Source organism: Mycolicibacterium monacense, assembly GCF_010731575.1.
GTDB classification, from domain to species: domain Bacteria; phylum Actinomycetota; class Actinomycetes; order Mycobacteriales; family Mycobacteriaceae; genus Mycobacterium; species Mycobacterium monacense.
On record NZ_AP022617.1, the window covers coordinates 1,091,393 to 1,108,054 of the forward strand.

The window sequence follows — 16,662 nt, forward strand, 5'->3', positions numbered from 1 at the left end:
GACTGATGAGTGTGCACGCCCCCGCAGCTCCTGACCTGCGCACCGAGGTCCACGACGCCGCCCGCCGGGCCCGGGTCGCCTCGCGCACGCTGGCGACGCTGTCGACCGAGACCAAGAACCGCGCGCTGCGTGCGGCCGCCGACCGGGTGCTCATGGATGCGCACCTCATCATCGCGGGCAACGAGCGCGACCTCGAGAAGGCCAGGGCGGCGGGCACACCCGACGCGATGCTCGACCGGCTGGCGCTCAACCCGCAGCGCATCGACGGGGTGGCCGCCGGCCTGCGCCAGGTGGCGAGCCTGCCCGATCCGGTCGGTGAGGTGTTGCGGGGTAACACGCTGGTCAACGGGCTGCAGCTGCGTCAGCAGCGGGTTCCGCTCGGCGTGGTCGGCATCGTCTACGAGGGGCGGCCCAACGTCACCGTCGACGCGTTCGGGCTGACGCTGAAATCCGGCAACGCGGTGCTGCTGCGCGGCAGTTCGTCGGCCGCGCACTCCAACGCCGCGCTCGTCGACTCGCTGCGGGCGGCGCTGGTCGCCGAGGGTCTCGACGCCAACGCGGTGCAGCTGCTGCCCAGCCACGATCGGGCCAGCGTCACCCACCTCATCCAGGCCCGCGGTCTGGTCGACGTCGTGATCCCGCGCGGCGGCGCAGGCCTCATCGACGCCGTCGTGCGTGACGCCCAGGTCCCCACGATCGAGACGGGCGTCGGCAACTGCCACGTCTACGTGCATTCCGCCGCGGACCTCGACATGGCCGAGACCATCCTCCTCAACGCCAAGACCCGTCGGCCGAGCGTGTGCAACGCGGCCGAATCGGTACTGATCGACGCCGCCATCGCCGAGGAGGCCGTGCCCCGGCTCACCAAGGCGCTGCAGGACGCCGGCGTGACCGTGCACGCCGACCCCACCGAGGAGGAACTGCGCGCCGAATTCCTCTCGATGGACATCGCGCTGGCGGTGGTCGACGGCGTCGACGCGGCCATCGCCCACGTCAACGAATACGGCTCCGGTCACACCGAGGCCATCGTCACCGCCGATCTTGCTGCCGCGCAACGGTTCACCGAACGGGTGGACGCGGCCGCGGTGATGGTCAACGCCTCGACGGCGTTCACCGACGGTGAGCAGTTCGGATTCGGCGCCGAGATCGGCATCTCCACCCAGAAGCTGCACGCCCGCGGCCCGATGGGTCTGCCAGAATTGACGTCAACCAAGTGGATTGTCTGGGGAGACGGCCACACCCGCCCTGCCTGATACAGGAGATGTGATTTGAGCGTCCCCGCACGTCCCGCGCCGCTGTTCGCCGACATCGACGACGTCGCGCGCCGGCTCGGCGAGACCGGATACCTGCCCGACACCGCGACGGCCACCGCGGTGTTCCTCGCCGACCGGCTGGGCAAACCGCTACTGGTCGAAGGGCCCGCCGGTGTCGGAAAGACCGAACTCGCCCGCGCGGTCGCGCAGGCCACCGGTTCGGAACTGGTCCGGCTGCAGTGCTACGAGGGTGTCGACGAGGCCCGTGCCCTCTACGAGTGGAACCACGCCAAGCAGATCCTGCGGATCCAGGCCGGTAACGCCGGCGAAGCGGGGGACTGGGACCGCACGAAACTCGACGTGTTCAGCGAGGAGTTCCTGCTGTCGCGGCCGCTGCTGACCGCGATCCGGCGCACCGACCCGACGGTGCTGCTGGTCGACGAGACCGACAAGGCCGACATCGAGATCGAGGGTCTGCTGCTGGAGGTGCTCTCCGACTTCGCGGTCACCGTCCCCGAACTCGGCACGATCAAGGCTGAACGGACCCCGTTCGTGGTGCTCACCTCCAACGCCACCCGGGAACTCTCCGAGGCGCTCAAGCGCCGCTGCCTGTTCCTGCACATCGACTTCCCCGATCCCGATCTCGAGCGACGGATCCTGCTGTCGCGGGTGCCCGAGCTTCCCGAGCACCTGGCCTCCGAACTGGTCCGCATCATCGGCGTGCTGCGGGGAATGCAGCTCAAGAAGCTGCCCTCGGTGGCCGAGACCATCGACTGGGGCCGCACCGTGCTGGCGCTGGGCATGGACACCATCGACGACGCGATGATCGCCGCCACCCTCGGTGTGGTGCTCAAACACCAGTCCGATCAGCAGCGCGCCGCCGGAGAGTTAAGGCTCAACTGATGCCGCCGCGCCGCGTCCGACCGCCACAGCCGCTCGCCCCGCACGGGATACCCGGCCACCTGGTCGAGTTCGTCGAGGCGCTGCGCAAACAGGGCATCTCGGTGGGCCCGTCGGAGACCGTCGACGCCGGGCGGGTGATGGCGGTCCTCGGCCTCGGCGACCGGGAGGTTCTGCGGGAAGGCCTCGCGTGTGCGGTGCTGCGGCGTCCGGACCACCGCGACACCTACGACGCGATGTTCGATTTGTTCTTCCCGGCGGCGCTGGGCGGTAAGACCGTCCTGGCCGACGACGACGCGGACAGCGACGAGCAGGGCCTGCCGCCCGAGGACGTCGAGGCGATGCGCGAGGCGCTGCTGAAGCTGCTGACCGACAACCCCGACCTGGCCGAGATGGACGAGCGGTTGACGGCGATGATCGCCCAGATCGTGGAGTCCTACGGCCGCTACAACTCCAGCCGGGGGCCGTCGTACTCGTCGTATCAGGCGCTCAAGGCGATGAGCCTCGACGATCTGGAGGGCCGCCTGCTCGCCGGGCTGCTGGCGCCCTACGGTGACGAACCCACTCCCACCCAGGAGCAGATCGCCAAGTCCATTGCGGCGCAACGCATATCGCAGCTACGCAAGATGGTCGAGGGTGAGACCAAGCGGCGTACGGCGGAGCAGCTGGGCCGTGAACACGTGCAGATGTACGGGGTGCCCCAACTCGCCGAGAACGTCGAGTTCCTGCGCGCCTCCGGTGAACAGCTGCGCCAGATGCGCCGGGTGGTCGCCCCGTTGGCGCGCACGTTGGCCACGCGGCTGGCGGCGCGCCGGCGTCGCGCCCGGGCCGGTGAGATCGACATGCGCAAGACGCTGCGCAAATCCATGTCGACCGGGGGAGTGCCGATCGACGTCGTGCTCAAGAAACCGCACCCGGCGCGGCCGGAACTCGTTGTGCTGTGCGACGTGTCGGGGTCGGTCGCCGGGTTCAGCTCCTTCACGCTGATGCTCGTCCACGCGCTGCGCCAACAGTTCTCACGGGTACGCGTCTTCGCGTTCATCGACACCACCGACGAGGTCACCGAATTGTTCGGCCCCGACGCGGATCTGGCGGTGGCCGTGCAGCGCATCACCCGCGAGGCCGGTGTGTACACCCGCGACGGGCACTCCGACTACGGCAACGCCTTCGTCTCGTTCCTGCACAAGTACCCGACGGCGCTGTCGCCGCGCAGTTCGCTGCTCGTCCTCGGGGACGGGCGCAACAACTACCGCAACCCGGAAACGGAACTGCTGGCGCGGATGGTCAACGCCAGCCGCCACGCGCACTGGCTCAACCCCGAACCGAAACACCTTTGGGGCAGCGGTGATTCGGCCACGCCGCGTTACGAGGACATCATCACGATGCACGAGTGCCGCTCGGCCAAACAGCTGGCCGCGGTGATCGACCAGCTGCTGCCGGTGTAACTCACCTTCCCCCCGCGAGCAGACACAGAATCGCCCTCTCGCGTAGGGGATCACGCGACTCTGTGTATGCTCGCGCAGTGAGGGTCAGGCGAACGCCACCGTGACGTCGCCGCCGTTCGGATCGGCGTTCGCCACCAGCGACCACGGCGCGCGATAGACCCGCCCCGGCGCCGCGGGCCAGGGTGTGCGGGCCGTCGCCAACACCCGGCCGTCCTGCACCGCCCGCAACTTGGGCAGCCGGCGATACTCGGCGACCCAGAACAGCAGATCACCCCTGGCGGCGGCCCCGCCGTTAGGCGAGATGAGTTGCGGTGCGACCCATCTGAACGGCTCATCGGTGCGGATTCGCACGCCCGGCGACGGTTCTTCGCGGCGCTGCAGCCAGCCCCGCACCGCCGCGGCCACGTGGCGTCCGTCGAGCGCCGCCCCGTCGGCGGTGTCCACCGGGTGCAGCAGGTTGCCCACCGCGAACACGCCGGGCGCGCTGGTGCGCAACGCGGCGTCGACGACGGGGCCGCGGGTTCCGGCGTCCATTGCCAGACCGCCGGTGCGGGCCAGCTCGTGGTCGGGGATCCAGTCGCCGGTGAACACGACGGTGTCGCAGTCGACGGTGGTGCGCTCACCGGTGTCGAGGTTCTCGACCACCGCCTTGCGCACCCGGTCCTTGCCGTGGATGCTCACCAGCCGGCTGCGGGTGAGCACCGGTCCGCTCATCAACGCCCGGCCCGGGACCCGGAACCCGGCATAGGCTTCGGATCTCGGGTACCGGCTGACCATCGCGACGGTGGCGCAACCCGCCTCGCGCAGTGTCAGCACCGCCGACCAGCTGACCAGTTCGGCGCCGACGATCAGCGCGCGCGTACCGACCCGCGCGTGGTGCAGGTGCACGAGGTTCTGCAGCTGTCCGGTGGTGTACACCCCGTCGGGCCGGTCACCGGGGATGAGCCGGGCCGGTCGCGGACGCTCCCGCGCACCGGTGGCCAGCACGACCGCATCGGCCGACACCGTCCGCACACCGCGAGGGGTGGTGACCTGCAGCAGTCGCTCACCGCCCCAACCGGTCACCATCGCCTCGGTCTCGAGCATGGCCCCGGCGTCGAGTGCCTGCGCGGTCAGCCGCCGCGCATAGGCGGGTCCGGACATGAATCGCCGGAGGTCGCGCATTCCGTAGCCGGGATGATCGCTGTGCCTGGGGATTCCGCCGGTCATGGCCTCGCGTTCGAGCACCAGCACGTCGACGTCGGGTGCGAGCGCCGCCGCGGCGGTGAGGCCCGCGGGTCCGCCGCCGATGATCGCGACGGCCACCTTCTGCGTCGGCGCCGTCATCGCACCGCCGCCACATCGTCGGCATCCTCGGCGCCGCGGGCCTCCAAAAGCGCCTGCGTGTGCGCACCGCAGTAGAACCCCTGGCAACGGCCGTTCATCACCCGGGTGCGCCTGCGGAGCCCGTCCAGATCGGCGGGTGGGATCGTCGACGCGAACGCGTCGCGGATCTCACCGGCGGTGACGCGTTCGCAGAAGCACACGATCCGTCCGTACGCGGGGTCGGCGGCGATGCGGCCGGCGTCCTCGTACGGCCGCACCCCGACCTCGCCGATATTGGGCATCCGCGGTGGGTCCGGCAGGTCGGCGCGCGGTTCGAGATCGAGGTCGGTCCCGCCGAGCAGCCCCATGACGTGCTCGGCGATCGCCATCCCCGACGTCAGCCCGGTGGAGCGGATGCCGCCGACCAGCACGTAGCGCTGCGCGGCGTCGACGTCGATCAGGTAGTCGTCGGAGTCGATCGCGGCCCGCAGGCCCGCGTAGCTCGCGGTGACCTCTTCGTCGAAGAGTTTGGGCATCAACACTTTTCCCTTGCTGAGCAGGAAGTCGAAACCCTCCTCGCTGGTATCGGTGGCCGTGCGGTCGGTCAGGTTCTCCGATGTCGGGCCGACCATCACGTTGCCGTAGATGGTCGGGCTGACGAGGACGCCCTTACCGCGTGACGAGGGGACCGCGAGCACGATGAGCGGCACCATCGGCCGGGTGAGCTTGTCGAAGACCAGGAGTTCACCGCGGCGCGGTGTGACGGTGAAGCGGTGGTGGCCGAACTCGGCGTCGAGAGCGTCCGCGCCGAGACCGGCGGCGTTGACGATCCAGCGGCCGCGGACGTCGCCGGCCGTGGTGCGCAGCGTGGTGTGCCCGTCGGCCGGTTCGGCGTGCAGCACGCGGGCATTGCGCAGCAACCGGGCACCCCGCTGGACGGCGTCGGTGGCCAGCGCGAGGTTGGTCGTCCAGGTGCAGATGAGTGACTCGCCCGGGACGGTGAGGCCGGCCAGCGCGCCGGGCCCCAGGTCGGGCACCCGGCGGTACACCTCTGCGGCGTCGACGATCTCGCATTCGGTGTAGCCGTTGCGCAGCGCCTTGTCCTGCAGACCCGGCAGTGCGTCGCGTTCCTCGTCGGTCCACGCGACCAGCAGTGCGCCGGTGCGCTCGACGGGGATCCCGGTCTGCTCGGCGTAGGCGCCGAGCAGGTCGTAGCCGCGGGCCACCAGCGTCGACTCCAACGTGCCCGGCTTCGCGTCGAATCCGGTGTGCAGCAGGGCCGTATTGGCCTTGCTGGTGCCGTCGCCGACATCGCCGCGGGCTTCCAGCAGCGTCACCGACAACGCGGTGCCGGCCAGGGCGCGCGCGATCGCGCTGCCCACGATGCCCGCACCCACGACGATGACGTCGCTGACGTCGGACGTACTCACGAGGTCTCTCCTTGGTTCTGCAGTGTCGATTCCGCGGCCCGGCGCCACCGCTGGAGGTAGTCGGCGGCGTGGTCGGCGGACCAGCGGGGTTCGTAGGTGTGCACGGGAGTCCACGTGCCGACGGCCTCGGCCGGTGTGAGCGAGGGCTCCAATGCCAGGCGCGCGCATGCGGCGGCGCCCAGCGCGGTCGCGTGCAGGGACGGGTACACGTCGACCGGGATCTGCGCGAGATCGGCCTGGGCCTGCATGAGCACCGTCGAGCGGGTCAGCCCGCCGTCGACCCGCAACCGGGTCAGCGGACGGCCTAGGTCGGTGCCGACGAGGTCGGCCAGCGCGGTGACCTGGGCGGCGATACCCTCCAGCAGCGCCCGCACCAGGTGTCCGCGGGTGCTCGACAGCGTCATACCGGTGAACGACGCCGTCGCACCCGAATCCCACCACGGCGCAGCCAGACCCGCGAGCGCCGGGACGCACAGCACCCCGTCGCTCGAATCGGTCGCGACGGTGTCGAGGTGGTCCGCGGCGGGTACCAGGCCGAGGTCGATGGCCCACCGCACGGCCGATGCGGCGGTGTACACCTGACCGTCGGCGCAGTACGAGGTCTGACCGCGCAGCCGCCACGCCACCGACGTCGTCAGCCCCGACGACGACCGGGCCGGGATCTCACCGAGTTGCGCCAGCAGGAACGCGCCGGTGCCGTACGTGCATTTGGCGGCGCCCGGCTCCAGGCAGCTCTCGGCCAGCAGGGCGGCCTGCTGGTCGACGATCAGACCGGCGACGGGGATCGTCGGCCCGAAAACGTCTGTCTCGCCGACGATCTGGTCGCTGTCGACGATCGCGGGCAGCGACTCCCCGGCCAGTCCGAACAGGTCGAGCAGTTCGTCGTCCCAGGTGGGGGATTCCAGTGCGGTCAGCAGTGACCGGCTCGCGGTGGAGGTGTCGGTGACGAACGCGCCGCACAGCCGGTGCACCAGCCAGGTGTCGGTGGTGGTGACGACCCCGGAGCGGGTGAGTCCGGCCCGCAGCCACGCCATCTTCGGCGCCGAGAAGTACGGGTCGAGCACCAGCCCGGTCCGCTGCGCGATCCGGTCGGCCGAGCCGGCCAGCGGAGCGCACACCGACTCGGCCCGACGGTCCTGCCAGACGATTGCGGGTGTCAGCGGGCGGCCGGTGTCACGGTCCCACGCCAGGACCGTCTCACCCTGGTTGGCCAGTGCGACCGCCGCGACGGGAACACCCGCCCGCGCCAACGCTTCCCGGCCGGCACCGACCACCGAATCCCACATCGCCTCCGGGTCCTGCTCGACCGCGCCACCGGCGAGGTACTGCGGCCGCAACGCGACCTCGGCGACCGAGACCACCCGACCGGACCCGTCGGAGCCGTAGTCGACGACGATCGCCTTCGTCCCCGACGTGCCCTGATCGATGGCGAGCAGATGTGTCATCAGTCCTTCGCGGCCTCACGGTCGAGTTCGGCGTCGATCGAGTGCATATCGGGCATCGACAAGCCGTGGCGGCCGCGGGTGGCCAGCAGGTAACCCAGGTACAGCGCACCGATCACCACCATGACGATGACGTAGGACCACGCCTCCTTGAAGCTCGAATCGCGGAACAGCGCCAGTTCGAAGGCCAGCCAGACCACTGCCACCGCGACGACCGGGATCTCCCACGCGCCGAGGTCGAATTTCCCGTTGGCGGGCAACGACTTGCGCTTGATCAGGTAGAGCACCACGGTCGAGGCGTACATCACCGCGGGCAGCAGGGTGGCGGCGCCGAACAGCGTGAACAGCGCGGTCTCCGAGCGGGAGAAGATCGCCAGGATGAGGTTGGCGACGACGAAGTAGAGCACCGCGGCCTTGAACGGGGTGTGGAACCGCGGCGAGATCTGGTCCCACTGCTGCCAGCCGGGGAAGCGCTTGTCCCGCGACATCGCCCAGGTGAGCCGCACGCCGGTGATCATGATGACCAGACCGCACGCGAAGATCGCCAGCACCACCATCAGCAGCAGCAGTGTCGCCACGACCGAGCCGAGGGTCGATTCGATGACGTCGGCGATCGGCGTCCCGGATTCGGCGAGCGCGATGGGATCGCCCGCGGCCAGCGTCACCGCGACCAGGAACAGGAAGCCCAGCACACCGGAGGCGAGCACGGCCTGGCACATCGCGCGCGGCACCACCCGTTCGGGGTCGTGGGTCTCCTCGGCGAGGTTGGCGGCCGATTCGAAGCCGACGATGGTGAAGGCGCCGAGCAGGAAGCCCAGCATCCAGGGGCCCGCCGACGTCCAGTCGCCGAAGCTCCAGAACCCCTCGGCTGGAACTGCGCCCTTGCTGAACAGGTTGCCGAAGTCCATGTCCCCGCGGATCGCGGCGACCACGAGCAGCAGCACCGTGAGCGCCACCATGCCGATCAGTTCGAGGGTGACGAAGCTGTTGTTGACGCGTTCGGCCCAGGGCGTCGAGAACGCCACGAGCAGGAACTGGATCAGCAGCACGCCGGCGGTGATCAGCCAGGCGATGGTGGCGGTGCTCTCGTAGTTCAGCAGCACCGGCAGGATCGTCGAGGCGATCGTGTAGTCGACCGCGCAGACCACGATGGCCAGGAACGTGAACGAGATCCAGCCGATGATCCAGCCCAGCACGGGGTTGGCCAGGCGTGACATCCACTGGTAGTGGTAGCCGGTCACGGGGATCCGGGAGGCCAGCGCGCCCAGCACGAAGGCCACCGCCAACTGGCCGACGACCGCGATCGGCCACGTCCAGATACCGATCGGACCCGAGGAGTTCAGCACCGATCCGTAGGTGGTGAAGATGCCGGTGGCGATCGAGACGAACGCGAACGCCACGGCGAACGACGCGAACTTCCCGGTGCGCCGCTCGAGGGATTGGGAGTAGCCGAACTGTGCGAGTTCGGCGGCGTCACCGTCGCCGGGAACAGGACCGGACATCGTTCCTCCAGAGTTGGTATAGACCATGTGGTTGAACCGTAGTATGGGTGTGAGCCACATCATCGTCAAGCCAGGTAACAAAGCGTTTACCCGACGCGCGGCTTCGGTTCTCCTTGGCCATGTGAATCCAGCACCCGGCTACGCTGCAGACATGCCGGCCGCCGCCAGGAAGAGCCCGCCGCAGGGCGGTGGCGACCCACCGCGTTACCTCGCCATCGCGGCGTTGGTCCGCGACCGGATCGCCACCGAGCAGCTCGGGCCGCACACGTTGCTGCCGTCGGAACGCGAACTCGCCGAACAGCACGGCGTCAGTCGGATGACCGCCCGGCAGGCGCTGTCGCTGCTCGAGAGCGAGGGTGTGGTCTACCGCAGACCGCCGCGTGGCACGTTCGTCGCCGAACCGCGGGTGCGGTTCCACATCGGCAGCTTCTCCGAGGAGGTGTCCCGGCTCGGACGCCGGCCCGCCGCGCGCCTGCTGTGGGCCGAACGGCAACAGCCGACGCCCGCGGTGCAGCTGGCCCTCGCGCTTCCCGACGGGGCCGCCGTGCACGTGTTCCACCGCCTGCGCAGCGTCGACGACGCACCCGTGGCCCTCGAGACCACCTTCCTGCCCGCCGACCTGACCCCGGGCATCCTCGACACTCCCGAGGAGGGTTCGCTGTGGGCGGTCCTGCGCGATCGTTACGGCATGCGCTTGGCCCGGTCGACGGCGGTGCTGGAGTCGATCGTGCTCGACGACACGTCGAGCTCCCAGCTCGCGGTGCGGGCCGGTTCGGCGGGCACGCTGCTGACCCGGCGCACCGAGGACGACGCCGGCCGCTGCGTGGAGTACGCGCGCGACGTCTACCGCGCCGACCGCGCCGCGTTCGAGGTCTCCGAGGTGCTCACGGTCGACCGCACAACGGTCTGACCGGGCTCTGGCTGCCGTAAGCTCGCTGTTCGTGCAAACCCGTCCGATGAGCCGCTCGCGCGAAGAGATTCGAACGCGCAGGCTGGGGGTGATGGGCGGGACGTTCGATCCCATCCACCACGGACACCTGGTCGCCGCCAGCGAGGTGGCCGACCTGTTCGACCTCGACGAGGTCGTCTTCGTGCCGACCGGACAGCCCTGGCAGAAGCACGACCGCCGGGTCACCGCACCCGAGGACCGCTACCTGATGACGGTGATCGCCACCGCGTCCAACCCCCGGTTCTCCGTCAGCCGGGTGGACATCGACCGCGGCGGACCGACCTACACCAAGGACACGCTGCGCGACCTGCATGAGCTCAACCCCGACGCCGACCTGTACTTCATCACCGGCGCCGACGCGCTGGGCTCGATCCTGTCGTGGCAGAACTGGGAGGAGATGTTCTCGATCGCGCGGTTCGTCGGGGTCAGCAGACCCGGCTACGAGCTGGACGGTAAGCACATCTCGGCCGCCCTTCGGGAACTTCCCGCCGACGCGCTGTCGTTGGTGGAGGTGCCGGCGTTGGCGATCTCGTCGAGCGACTGCCGTAAGCGCGCCGTCGAGGCGCGGCCAATCTGGTACCTGGTGCCCGACGGAGTGGTGCAGTACGTCACCAAACGCAGGCTCTACCTTCCCGAACCGACTCCAGAGTTGAGGACACCCGAATGACCGCCTCCGACGAAGCCATCCAGATGGCGACCGTCGCCGCCCGAGCGGCGTCGTCGAAACTCGCCGACGACGTCGTCGTCATCGACGTCTCCGGCCAGCTCGTCATCACCGACTGCTTCGTGATCGCCTCGGCGAGCAACGAACGACAGGTGAACGCCATCGTCGACGAGGTCGAGGAGAAGATGCGGCTGGCCGGGCACAAGCCCGCGCGCCGGGAGGGCACCCGCGAGGGACGGTGGACCCTGCTCGACTACGTCGACATCGTCGTCCACATCCAGCACCAGGACGAGCGCAACTTCTACGCGCTGGACCGGCTGTGGCGGGACTGCCCGACGGTGCCGGTGGACCTGGACGGCGATGAGCCGCTTGCGCGAAGAGAAACGGATGACGTCTCGTGAGGGTGCGCCGGTTGGTGCTGCTGCGGCACGGCCAGACCGAGTTCAACGCGGGACGCCGGATGCAGGGGCAACTCGACACCGAGCTGTCCGAACTCGGCAGGGAACAGGCGGTCGTCGCCGCCGAGGCGCTGGCCAAACGTCAGCCGCTGCTGATCGTGTCCTCGGATCTGCGGCGCGCCCTCGACACGGCGGTCGCGCTCGGTGAGCGCTGCGGGCTGCCGGTGTCGGTCGACACCCGGTTGCGGGAGACGCATCTGGGTGACTGGCAGGGGATGACTCACCTCGAGGTCGACGCCGCCGCCCCGGGTGCGCGGCTGGCCTGGCGCGAGGATGCAAGGTGGGCGCCGCACGGCGGGGAGAGCCGCGTCGACGTGGCGGCCCGTAGCCGGCCGCTGGTGGGCGAACTCGTTGCGGGGCAACCGGAGTGGGGTTCGGATTCGGACGGTCACGAACCCGACCGCCCCGTCGTGCTGGTCGCCCACGGCGGCCTCATCGCCGCGTTGACGGCCGATCTGCTGGGCCTGCCGGTGGACAACTGGCCGGTGCTGGGCGGGATGGGAAACGCCAGTTGGGTGCAGCTGTCGGGACACTCGCAGCCCGACGCCGGCCTCGACGACATCCGCTGGCGGCTGGATGTGTGGAACGCCTCGGCGCAGGTCGGCCATGACGTCCTCTGAGCCCGACCCGGCCCGCCGCACGCTACTGGTCTTCGCCGATTCGCTGGCCTACTACGGCCCGACCGGCGGCCTGCCGTCCGACGATCCCCGGATCTGGCCCAATCTCGTTGCCGGCCAACTCGGCTGGGATCTCGAACTGATCGGCCGCATCGGGTGGACATGCCGTGACGTGTGGTGGGCGGCGACGCAGGATCCGCGGGCGTGGGCGGCGTTGCCGCGCGCCGGTGCGGTCGTCTTCGCCACCGGCGGCATGGATTCGCTGCCGTCACCGCTGCCCACCGCGCTGCGGGAACTCATCCGCTACGTGCGGCCACCGTGGCTGCGCCGGTGGGTGCGCGACGGGTACGGCTGGATCCAACCGCGGCTGTCACCGGTGGCGCGGGCCGCGCTGCCGCCGCACCTCAGCGCGGAGTACCTCGAGATGACCAGGGGCGCCATCGACTTCAACCGCCCCGGCATCCCGATCGTCGCCTCGCTCCCGTCGGTGCACATCGCCGAGACCTACGGCAAGGCGCATCACGGCAGAGCAGGCACGGTACGGGCGATCACCGAATGGGCCGAGGAACACGACGTCCCCCTGGTCGACCTCAAGGCCGCCGTCGCCGAACAGGTCCTCGGTGGGCACGGCAACCCGGACGGCATCCACTGGAACTTCGAGGCGCACCAGGCGGTGGCCGAGCTCATGCGCAAGGCGCTCGCCGAAGCCGGTGTGCCGCAGGGTAACTGATCAATGGGGGTCGTGGTGGTGACCGACGCGTCCTCCCGGTTGCCGGTCGAGGATCTGCGGCGCTGGAACATCCGACAGGTCCCGCTGCACGTGCTGGTCGACGAGCACGATCTGCGCGACGGCGTGGATGTCATACCTCACGACATCCACGAGCGCGCGCACGTGACGACCGCCGGGGCCACGCCGGGTGAACTGGGTGCGGCCTACCGGCGGGCGCTGGCCGACAGCGGCGGCGACGGTGTGGTCGCGGTACATCTCTCGGCGGCCCTGTCGAGCACGTTCAGCTCGGCGGTGACCGCGGCCCGCGAATTCGGTTCGGCCGTGCGGGTGGTCAACTCGCGATCGGCCGCGATGGGGGTGGGCTTCGTCGCGACCGCGGCGGCGCGGTGCGCGGCCGCCGGTGGCGACCTCGACACCGTCGAATCGGTCGCTCGGTCGGCGGTGCCGCGGGGGTCGGCGTTCATCGTGGTGCACCGGCTCGACAACCTGCGGCGCAGCGGGCGGATCGGCGCGACGTCGTCCTGGCTGGGCACGGCCCTGTCCCTGAAACCCCTGCTGCGCATCGACGTCGACGGTCGTCTCGAGCTCGCCCAGCGCATCCGCACCGCGTCCAAGGCGCACGCCGCACTCGTCGAGCAGGTGGTGGAGTTCGTCGGGGACCGCCGGGCGGCGGTGGCCGTGCACCACGTCGACAACCACGATGCCGCCGACGCGATCGGCGCGGCGCTGACCGAACGACTGCCGCAGATCGAGACGCTCACGGTCACCGACATGGGGCCGGTGCTGGCGATCCACCTCGGTGCGGGCGCGGTCGGGGTGTGCGTCAGCCTCTCGGCCTGAGCTCGTCGGACCGTCGGCACGACGGTTGTTGACGGCTTCTCGCGCGTTCCGCGTCACCCAACCGTGGTCTCGACGCGCGCTTCGGTAAGTGGTAACTTACGGTTCGTGGTCACTTACCAACAGGACGAAGCGTGGGTGGCGATGGCGGACCGCACCAGACGCTCGATCGTCGAACGGCTCGCGCGCGGTCCCTGTGCGGTCGGCGAGTTGGCCAGGGACCTGCCGGTGAGCAGGCCTGCGGTGTCCCAGCACCTCAAGGTGCTCAAGCGGGCCGGACTGGTCCATGACCACGCGGACGGTACGCGTCGCGTGTACCAGCTGAACCCGGACGGGCTGGCGGCCATGCGCGCCGATCTCGACCGGTTCTGGGCGCGCGCACTGGCCGACTTCAAGGAGATCGTCGAGCAGCGAGAAGGAGAGGGCCCATGACGGAGGCGCAATCCACCACCGTCCGTCACGAGGTGACGGTCGACGCACCGCTCGAACGTGCGTTCCGGGTGTTCACCGAGCGGTTCGGTGACTTCAAACCGCGTGAGCACAACCTGCTGCGAGTGCCCATCGCCGCAACGGTGTTCGAACCGCGCGTCGGTGGACACATCTACGACCGCGGCGTCGACGGCAGCGAGTGCCGGTGGGCGCGCATCGTGGCCTACGAGCCGCCGGATCGGGTGGTGTTCACGTGGGACATCGGCCCCACCTGGCAGGTCGAGGCCGACCTCGAACGGACCAGCGAAGTGGAGGTGCGGTTCGTCGGCGAGACCGCCGAGCGGACCCGCGTCGTCCTGGAGCACCGTCACCTCGACCGGCACGGTGACGGCTGGGAATCCGTGGCGACGGGTGTCGGCGGCGACGCCGGCTGGCCGCTGTACCTGACGCGGTACCGGGGCCTGCTGACGTGACCGCGCAAGCGCCGCTGACCGAGTTGACGCGCGCCGAACGCGCCGATCTCGCGGAATTCCTCGCCACGCTGACCCCCGAGGAGTGGTACGCACCGAGTCTGTGCGCCGGGTGGACCGTCAAAGACGTTGTCGCTCATGTCATCAGCTACGAGGATCTCGGCGTCGCCGGCTTCCTCGGGCGTTTGGTGAAGGGCCGAATCACCCACGCGAATCAGGTCGGGGTGAACGAATTCTCCCATCTGTCCCCGTCGGAACTGCTCGATCACCTCAACCGGCACCTCGACCCGTCGGGGCTCACCGCGCAGTTCGGCGGGATGATCGGCTTCGTCGACGGCACGATCCACCACCAGGACATCCGCCGCGCGCTGGACCGGCCGCGCACCATCCCGGCCGACCGGCTGTCGCGGATCCTGCCGCTGGTGCCCGGCAATCCGCGGTTGGGTGCCGGCCGGCGGATCCGGGGGCTGCGACTGCGCGCCACCGATGTCGACTGGACCCACGGCGACGGCCCGGAGGTGGTCGGACCAGGGGAGGCCCTGCTGATGGCGATGACCGGACGTCCGGCTGCACTCGCGGACCTGGACGGCCCCGCCAAAGCTCTTCTCGCGCAACGGCTTCGCCCTCGCCGAGACTAGGGTAGTTGACGGGTTCACCCGCGTTTCGCGTCACCCACCGTGGTGTCGGCGCGCGTGGTGGTCAGCCGATGCGGCCGGTGACTGGCGGCAGGTCCTTGAGCGTCACGATGCCCGGCGGTGCGGCGACCACCGCGGGCACCGCATTGGTCACCGGCATCGCGGTGTAGATCATCCCGAGATCCATGAAACCGGGTTCGGTCCAGTCGCGCGGCGGCAGACAGTGGAGCACCGTGCGCATATTCGGTAGCCCGAACACCTGGATGACGTGGCCGTGCTCGAGCGGTTTGGGCGGGGTGACGTGATCGCCCATGATCCAGTTGAATCCGACACTGACGACGTTTCGGTCGCCCACCCAGCCGCGGTGGTAGCCGTACACCCCGGCGACGGTGCCGGCCGGGATCTGCATGAACCCGAGGTCGGTGTCGCCGGTCGCGGTGCTGAACTCGACGTCGAAGGTGATCCGGTCGAGCGTTGCGCCGATCGCGTCGGCCATCATCGCCGCCGACTCCGCGAACACCTCGCTTTCGCGGCGGACGCTCTCGGCCAGGCCCGGGGTGTCGGGGTCCTGCGAGAAACCCATCGCCGTCTGGGTCCCGGCCGACTCGTAGGTCGAACAGTCCACCGACTCGGTGATGCGGATCTCGTCGACGCGTTCGCATGCCCCGGACAGGACCATGCCGACCATGTTCGTCATACCGGGGTGCGCACCGCTGCCGAAGATCGTCGAATTACCTGCCGCACAGGCTTTCCGGATACGGTCGAGATCCTCCGGCGACTGCTTGCCGCCGGTGATCCAGGCGGCGCTCGAGCACACGTTGATGCCGGCCTCGAGGAGCCGGGTCAGCTCGTCGATGTCCGGCCACAGCGGGTTGTAGCAGCAGGCGTCGGGCCGCAGCGCGAGCAACGCGTCGATGTCGTCGGTGGCGGTGACACCGGTCGGTTCCGGCCACCCCGCGAGTTCGGCGGCGTCCACGCCGACCTTCGCGGCGCCGTGTGCGTACACGCCGACCAGTTCCATGTCGTCACGGCCGATGATCGCGTGCAGCGACCGCCTGCCGATGTTGCCGGTGGTCCACTGGATCACGCGCACCGGGCGCCCGGTGCGCGGTGGGGTCATCTGGCGGCGCCTCCTCGTCGAGCCTGCAGTCGCTACTAGAGACTAGGGGTGATGACGATCCGATCCTTCACTTTCACACTGGACGACGGCGTTCCGCCCGCGGTCGCGCCCTTCGCCCACGCGACGGCCGCGGGGCAGACGCTCTACGTCACCGGGCAGATGCCGACCGACCACACCGGCGAGATCGTCGGCACCGGCATCGAGGCGCAGACCGATCAGGTGCTGCGGAACCTGTTGCGCGTCACCCGACTGTGCGGTGGCGGCCTCGACGACGTGGTCGCGGTCCGGGCGTACCTGACCGACTGGGCGGAGTACGCGGCGTTCAACACCGCCTACGCCGCCTGGTTTCCCGACCGGCTGCCGTCACGGACGTGCGTCGGGGTCACCGGGCTGGCGGTCGGTGCCCGCGTCGAGATCGACTGGACGTGCTGGCGCGCCGACGGATGGGGACGCTGACCGTCATCCACAGCGCGGCG

18 protein-coding genes are annotated in these 16,662 nt (G+C 69.9%); 13 read left to right on the forward strand and 5 right to left on the reverse strand.

Going from position 1 to position 16,662, the window contains the following annotated elements; all coding sequences use genetic code 11:
* The first annotated feature begins 5 nt into the window (after positions 1 to 5).
* The 3 genes from G6N49_RS05265 to G6N49_RS05275 are packed head-to-tail and all read left to right on the forward strand — an operon-like array spanning position 6 to position 3,598.
* On the forward strand, positions 6 to 1,253 hold the full coding sequence (locus G6N49_RS05265; protein ID WP_011560920.1) for a glutamate-5-semialdehyde dehydrogenase: 1,248 nt from the start codon (positions 6 to 8) through the stop codon (positions 1,251 to 1,253).
* A gap of 15 nt (positions 1,254 to 1,268) precedes the next feature.
* Complete coding sequence (locus G6N49_RS05270; protein WP_011856144.1) at positions 1,269 to 2,156, forward strand: AAA family ATPase; 888 nt, start codon at positions 1,269 to 1,271, stop codon at positions 2,154 to 2,156.
* Positions 2,156 to 3,598 carry a vWA domain-containing protein gene (locus G6N49_RS05275; protein ID WP_011560918.1) on the forward strand — a complete coding sequence of 481 codons (1,443 nt, stop codon included), beginning with the start codon at positions 2,156 to 2,158 and terminating at the stop codon, positions 3,596 to 3,598. Before G6N49_RS05270 ends, G6N49_RS05275 begins: the two co-directional genes overlap by 1 nt.
* An 84-nt stretch (positions 3,599 to 3,682) precedes the next feature.
* Here G6N49_RS05275 and G6N49_RS05280 read toward each other — a convergent pair whose 3' ends face one another.
* Genes G6N49_RS05280 through G6N49_RS05295 form a run of 4 tightly spaced genes read right to left on the reverse strand, consistent with a single transcriptional unit; the run spans position 3,683 to position 9,277 of the window.
* Positions 3,683 to 4,924 carry an NAD(P)/FAD-dependent oxidoreductase gene (locus tag G6N49_RS05280; RefSeq protein WP_083045197.1) on the reverse strand — a complete coding sequence of 414 codons (1,242 nt, stop codon included), beginning with the start codon at positions 4,922 to 4,924 and terminating at the stop codon, positions 3,683 to 3,685.
* A complete protein-coding gene (locus tag G6N49_RS05285) occupies positions 4,921 to 6,333 on the reverse strand; it encodes an NAD(P)/FAD-dependent oxidoreductase (RefSeq protein ID WP_011856142.1) in 1,413 nt (470 codons plus the stop codon). The genes G6N49_RS05280 and G6N49_RS05285 overlap by 4 nt, the downstream gene beginning before the upstream one ends.
* Complete coding sequence (locus G6N49_RS05290; RefSeq protein ID WP_011856141.1) at positions 6,330 to 7,778, reverse strand: FGGY family carbohydrate kinase; 1,449 nt, start codon at positions 7,776 to 7,778, stop codon at positions 6,330 to 6,332. Before G6N49_RS05290 ends, G6N49_RS05285 begins: the two co-directional genes overlap by 4 nt.
* Positions 7,778 to 9,277: an amino acid permease gene (locus G6N49_RS05295; RefSeq protein ID WP_011856140.1), complete on the reverse strand. Its 1,500-nt coding sequence runs from the start codon at positions 9,275 to 9,277 to the stop codon at positions 7,778 to 7,780. Before G6N49_RS05295 ends, G6N49_RS05290 begins: the two co-directional genes overlap by 1 nt.
* Before the next feature lie 151 nt (positions 9,278 to 9,428).
* On the opposite strand from G6N49_RS05295, the gene G6N49_RS05300 reads away from it, so the two are divergent.
* The 9 genes from G6N49_RS05300 (at position 9,429) to G6N49_RS05340 (ending at position 15,069) form a co-directional block, all read left to right on the forward strand.
* The gene (locus G6N49_RS05300) at positions 9,429 to 10,187 is read left to right on the forward strand and encodes a GntR family transcriptional regulator (protein WP_011560913.1); all 759 of its coding nucleotides are present in this window, start codon (positions 9,429 to 9,431) and stop codon (positions 10,185 to 10,187) included.
* Between the two features lie 46 nt (positions 10,188 to 10,233).
* On the forward strand, positions 10,234 to 10,893 hold the full coding sequence (gene nadD, locus G6N49_RS05305) for a nicotinate-nucleotide adenylyltransferase (protein ID WP_011560912.1): 660 nt from the start codon (positions 10,234 to 10,236) through the stop codon (positions 10,891 to 10,893).
* Entirely contained in the window at positions 10,890 to 11,291 is a 402-nt protein-coding gene (gene rsfS, locus G6N49_RS05310) for a ribosome silencing factor (RefSeq protein ID WP_011856139.1), read from the forward strand. The genes nadD and rsfS overlap by 4 nt, the downstream gene beginning before the upstream one ends.
* Positions 11,288 to 11,968: a glucosyl-3-phosphoglycerate phosphatase gene (gpgP, locus tag G6N49_RS05315; protein WP_011560910.1), complete on the forward strand. Its 681-nt coding sequence runs from the start codon at positions 11,288 to 11,290 to the stop codon at positions 11,966 to 11,968. Before rsfS ends, gpgP begins: the two co-directional genes overlap by 4 nt.
* A complete protein-coding gene (gene octT / locus G6N49_RS05320) occupies positions 11,955 to 12,695 on the forward strand; it encodes a diglucosylglycerate octanoyltransferase (protein ID WP_011856138.1) in 741 nt (246 codons plus the stop codon). Before gpgP ends, octT begins: the two co-directional genes overlap by 14 nt.
* A gap of 3 nt (positions 12,696 to 12,698) precedes the next feature.
* Positions 12,699 to 13,535, forward strand: a complete 837-nt coding sequence (locus G6N49_RS05325) for a DegV family protein (RefSeq protein ID WP_011856137.1) — start codon at positions 12,699 to 12,701, stop codon at positions 13,533 to 13,535.
* Between the two features lie 105 nt (positions 13,536 to 13,640).
* The gene (locus tag G6N49_RS05330) at positions 13,641 to 13,964 is read left to right on the forward strand and encodes an ArsR/SmtB family transcription factor (protein ID WP_011768316.1); all 324 of its coding nucleotides are present in this window, start codon (positions 13,641 to 13,643) and stop codon (positions 13,962 to 13,964) included.
* A complete protein-coding gene (locus G6N49_RS05335; protein ID WP_011856135.1) occupies positions 13,961 to 14,434 on the forward strand; it encodes an SRPBCC family protein in 474 nt (157 codons plus the stop codon). The genes G6N49_RS05330 and G6N49_RS05335 overlap by 4 nt, the downstream gene beginning before the upstream one ends.
* Positions 14,431 to 15,069, forward strand: coding sequence for a maleylpyruvate isomerase family mycothiol-dependent enzyme (locus tag G6N49_RS05340; RefSeq protein ID WP_011856134.1), 639 nt, complete (start codon positions 14,431 to 14,433; stop codon positions 15,067 to 15,069). The genes G6N49_RS05335 and G6N49_RS05340 overlap by 4 nt, the downstream gene beginning before the upstream one ends.
* A 61-nt stretch (positions 15,070 to 15,130) precedes the next feature.
* Here the strand turns inward: G6N49_RS05340 and G6N49_RS05345 are convergent, their stop codons facing one another.
* Entirely contained in the window at positions 15,131 to 16,186 is a 1,056-nt protein-coding gene (locus tag G6N49_RS05345) for an NAD(P)H-dependent amine dehydrogenase family protein (RefSeq protein ID WP_011856133.1), read from the reverse strand.
* A 51-nt stretch (positions 16,187 to 16,237) separates the two neighbouring features.
* Here G6N49_RS05345 and G6N49_RS05350 point away from each other — a divergent pair, with 51 nt between their 5' ends.
* Positions 16,238 to 16,642 carry a RidA family protein gene (locus G6N49_RS05350; RefSeq protein WP_011856132.1) on the forward strand — a complete coding sequence of 135 codons (405 nt, stop codon included), beginning with the start codon at positions 16,238 to 16,240 and terminating at the stop codon, positions 16,640 to 16,642.
* The last annotated feature ends 20 nt before the right edge of the window (positions 16,643 to 16,662 follow it).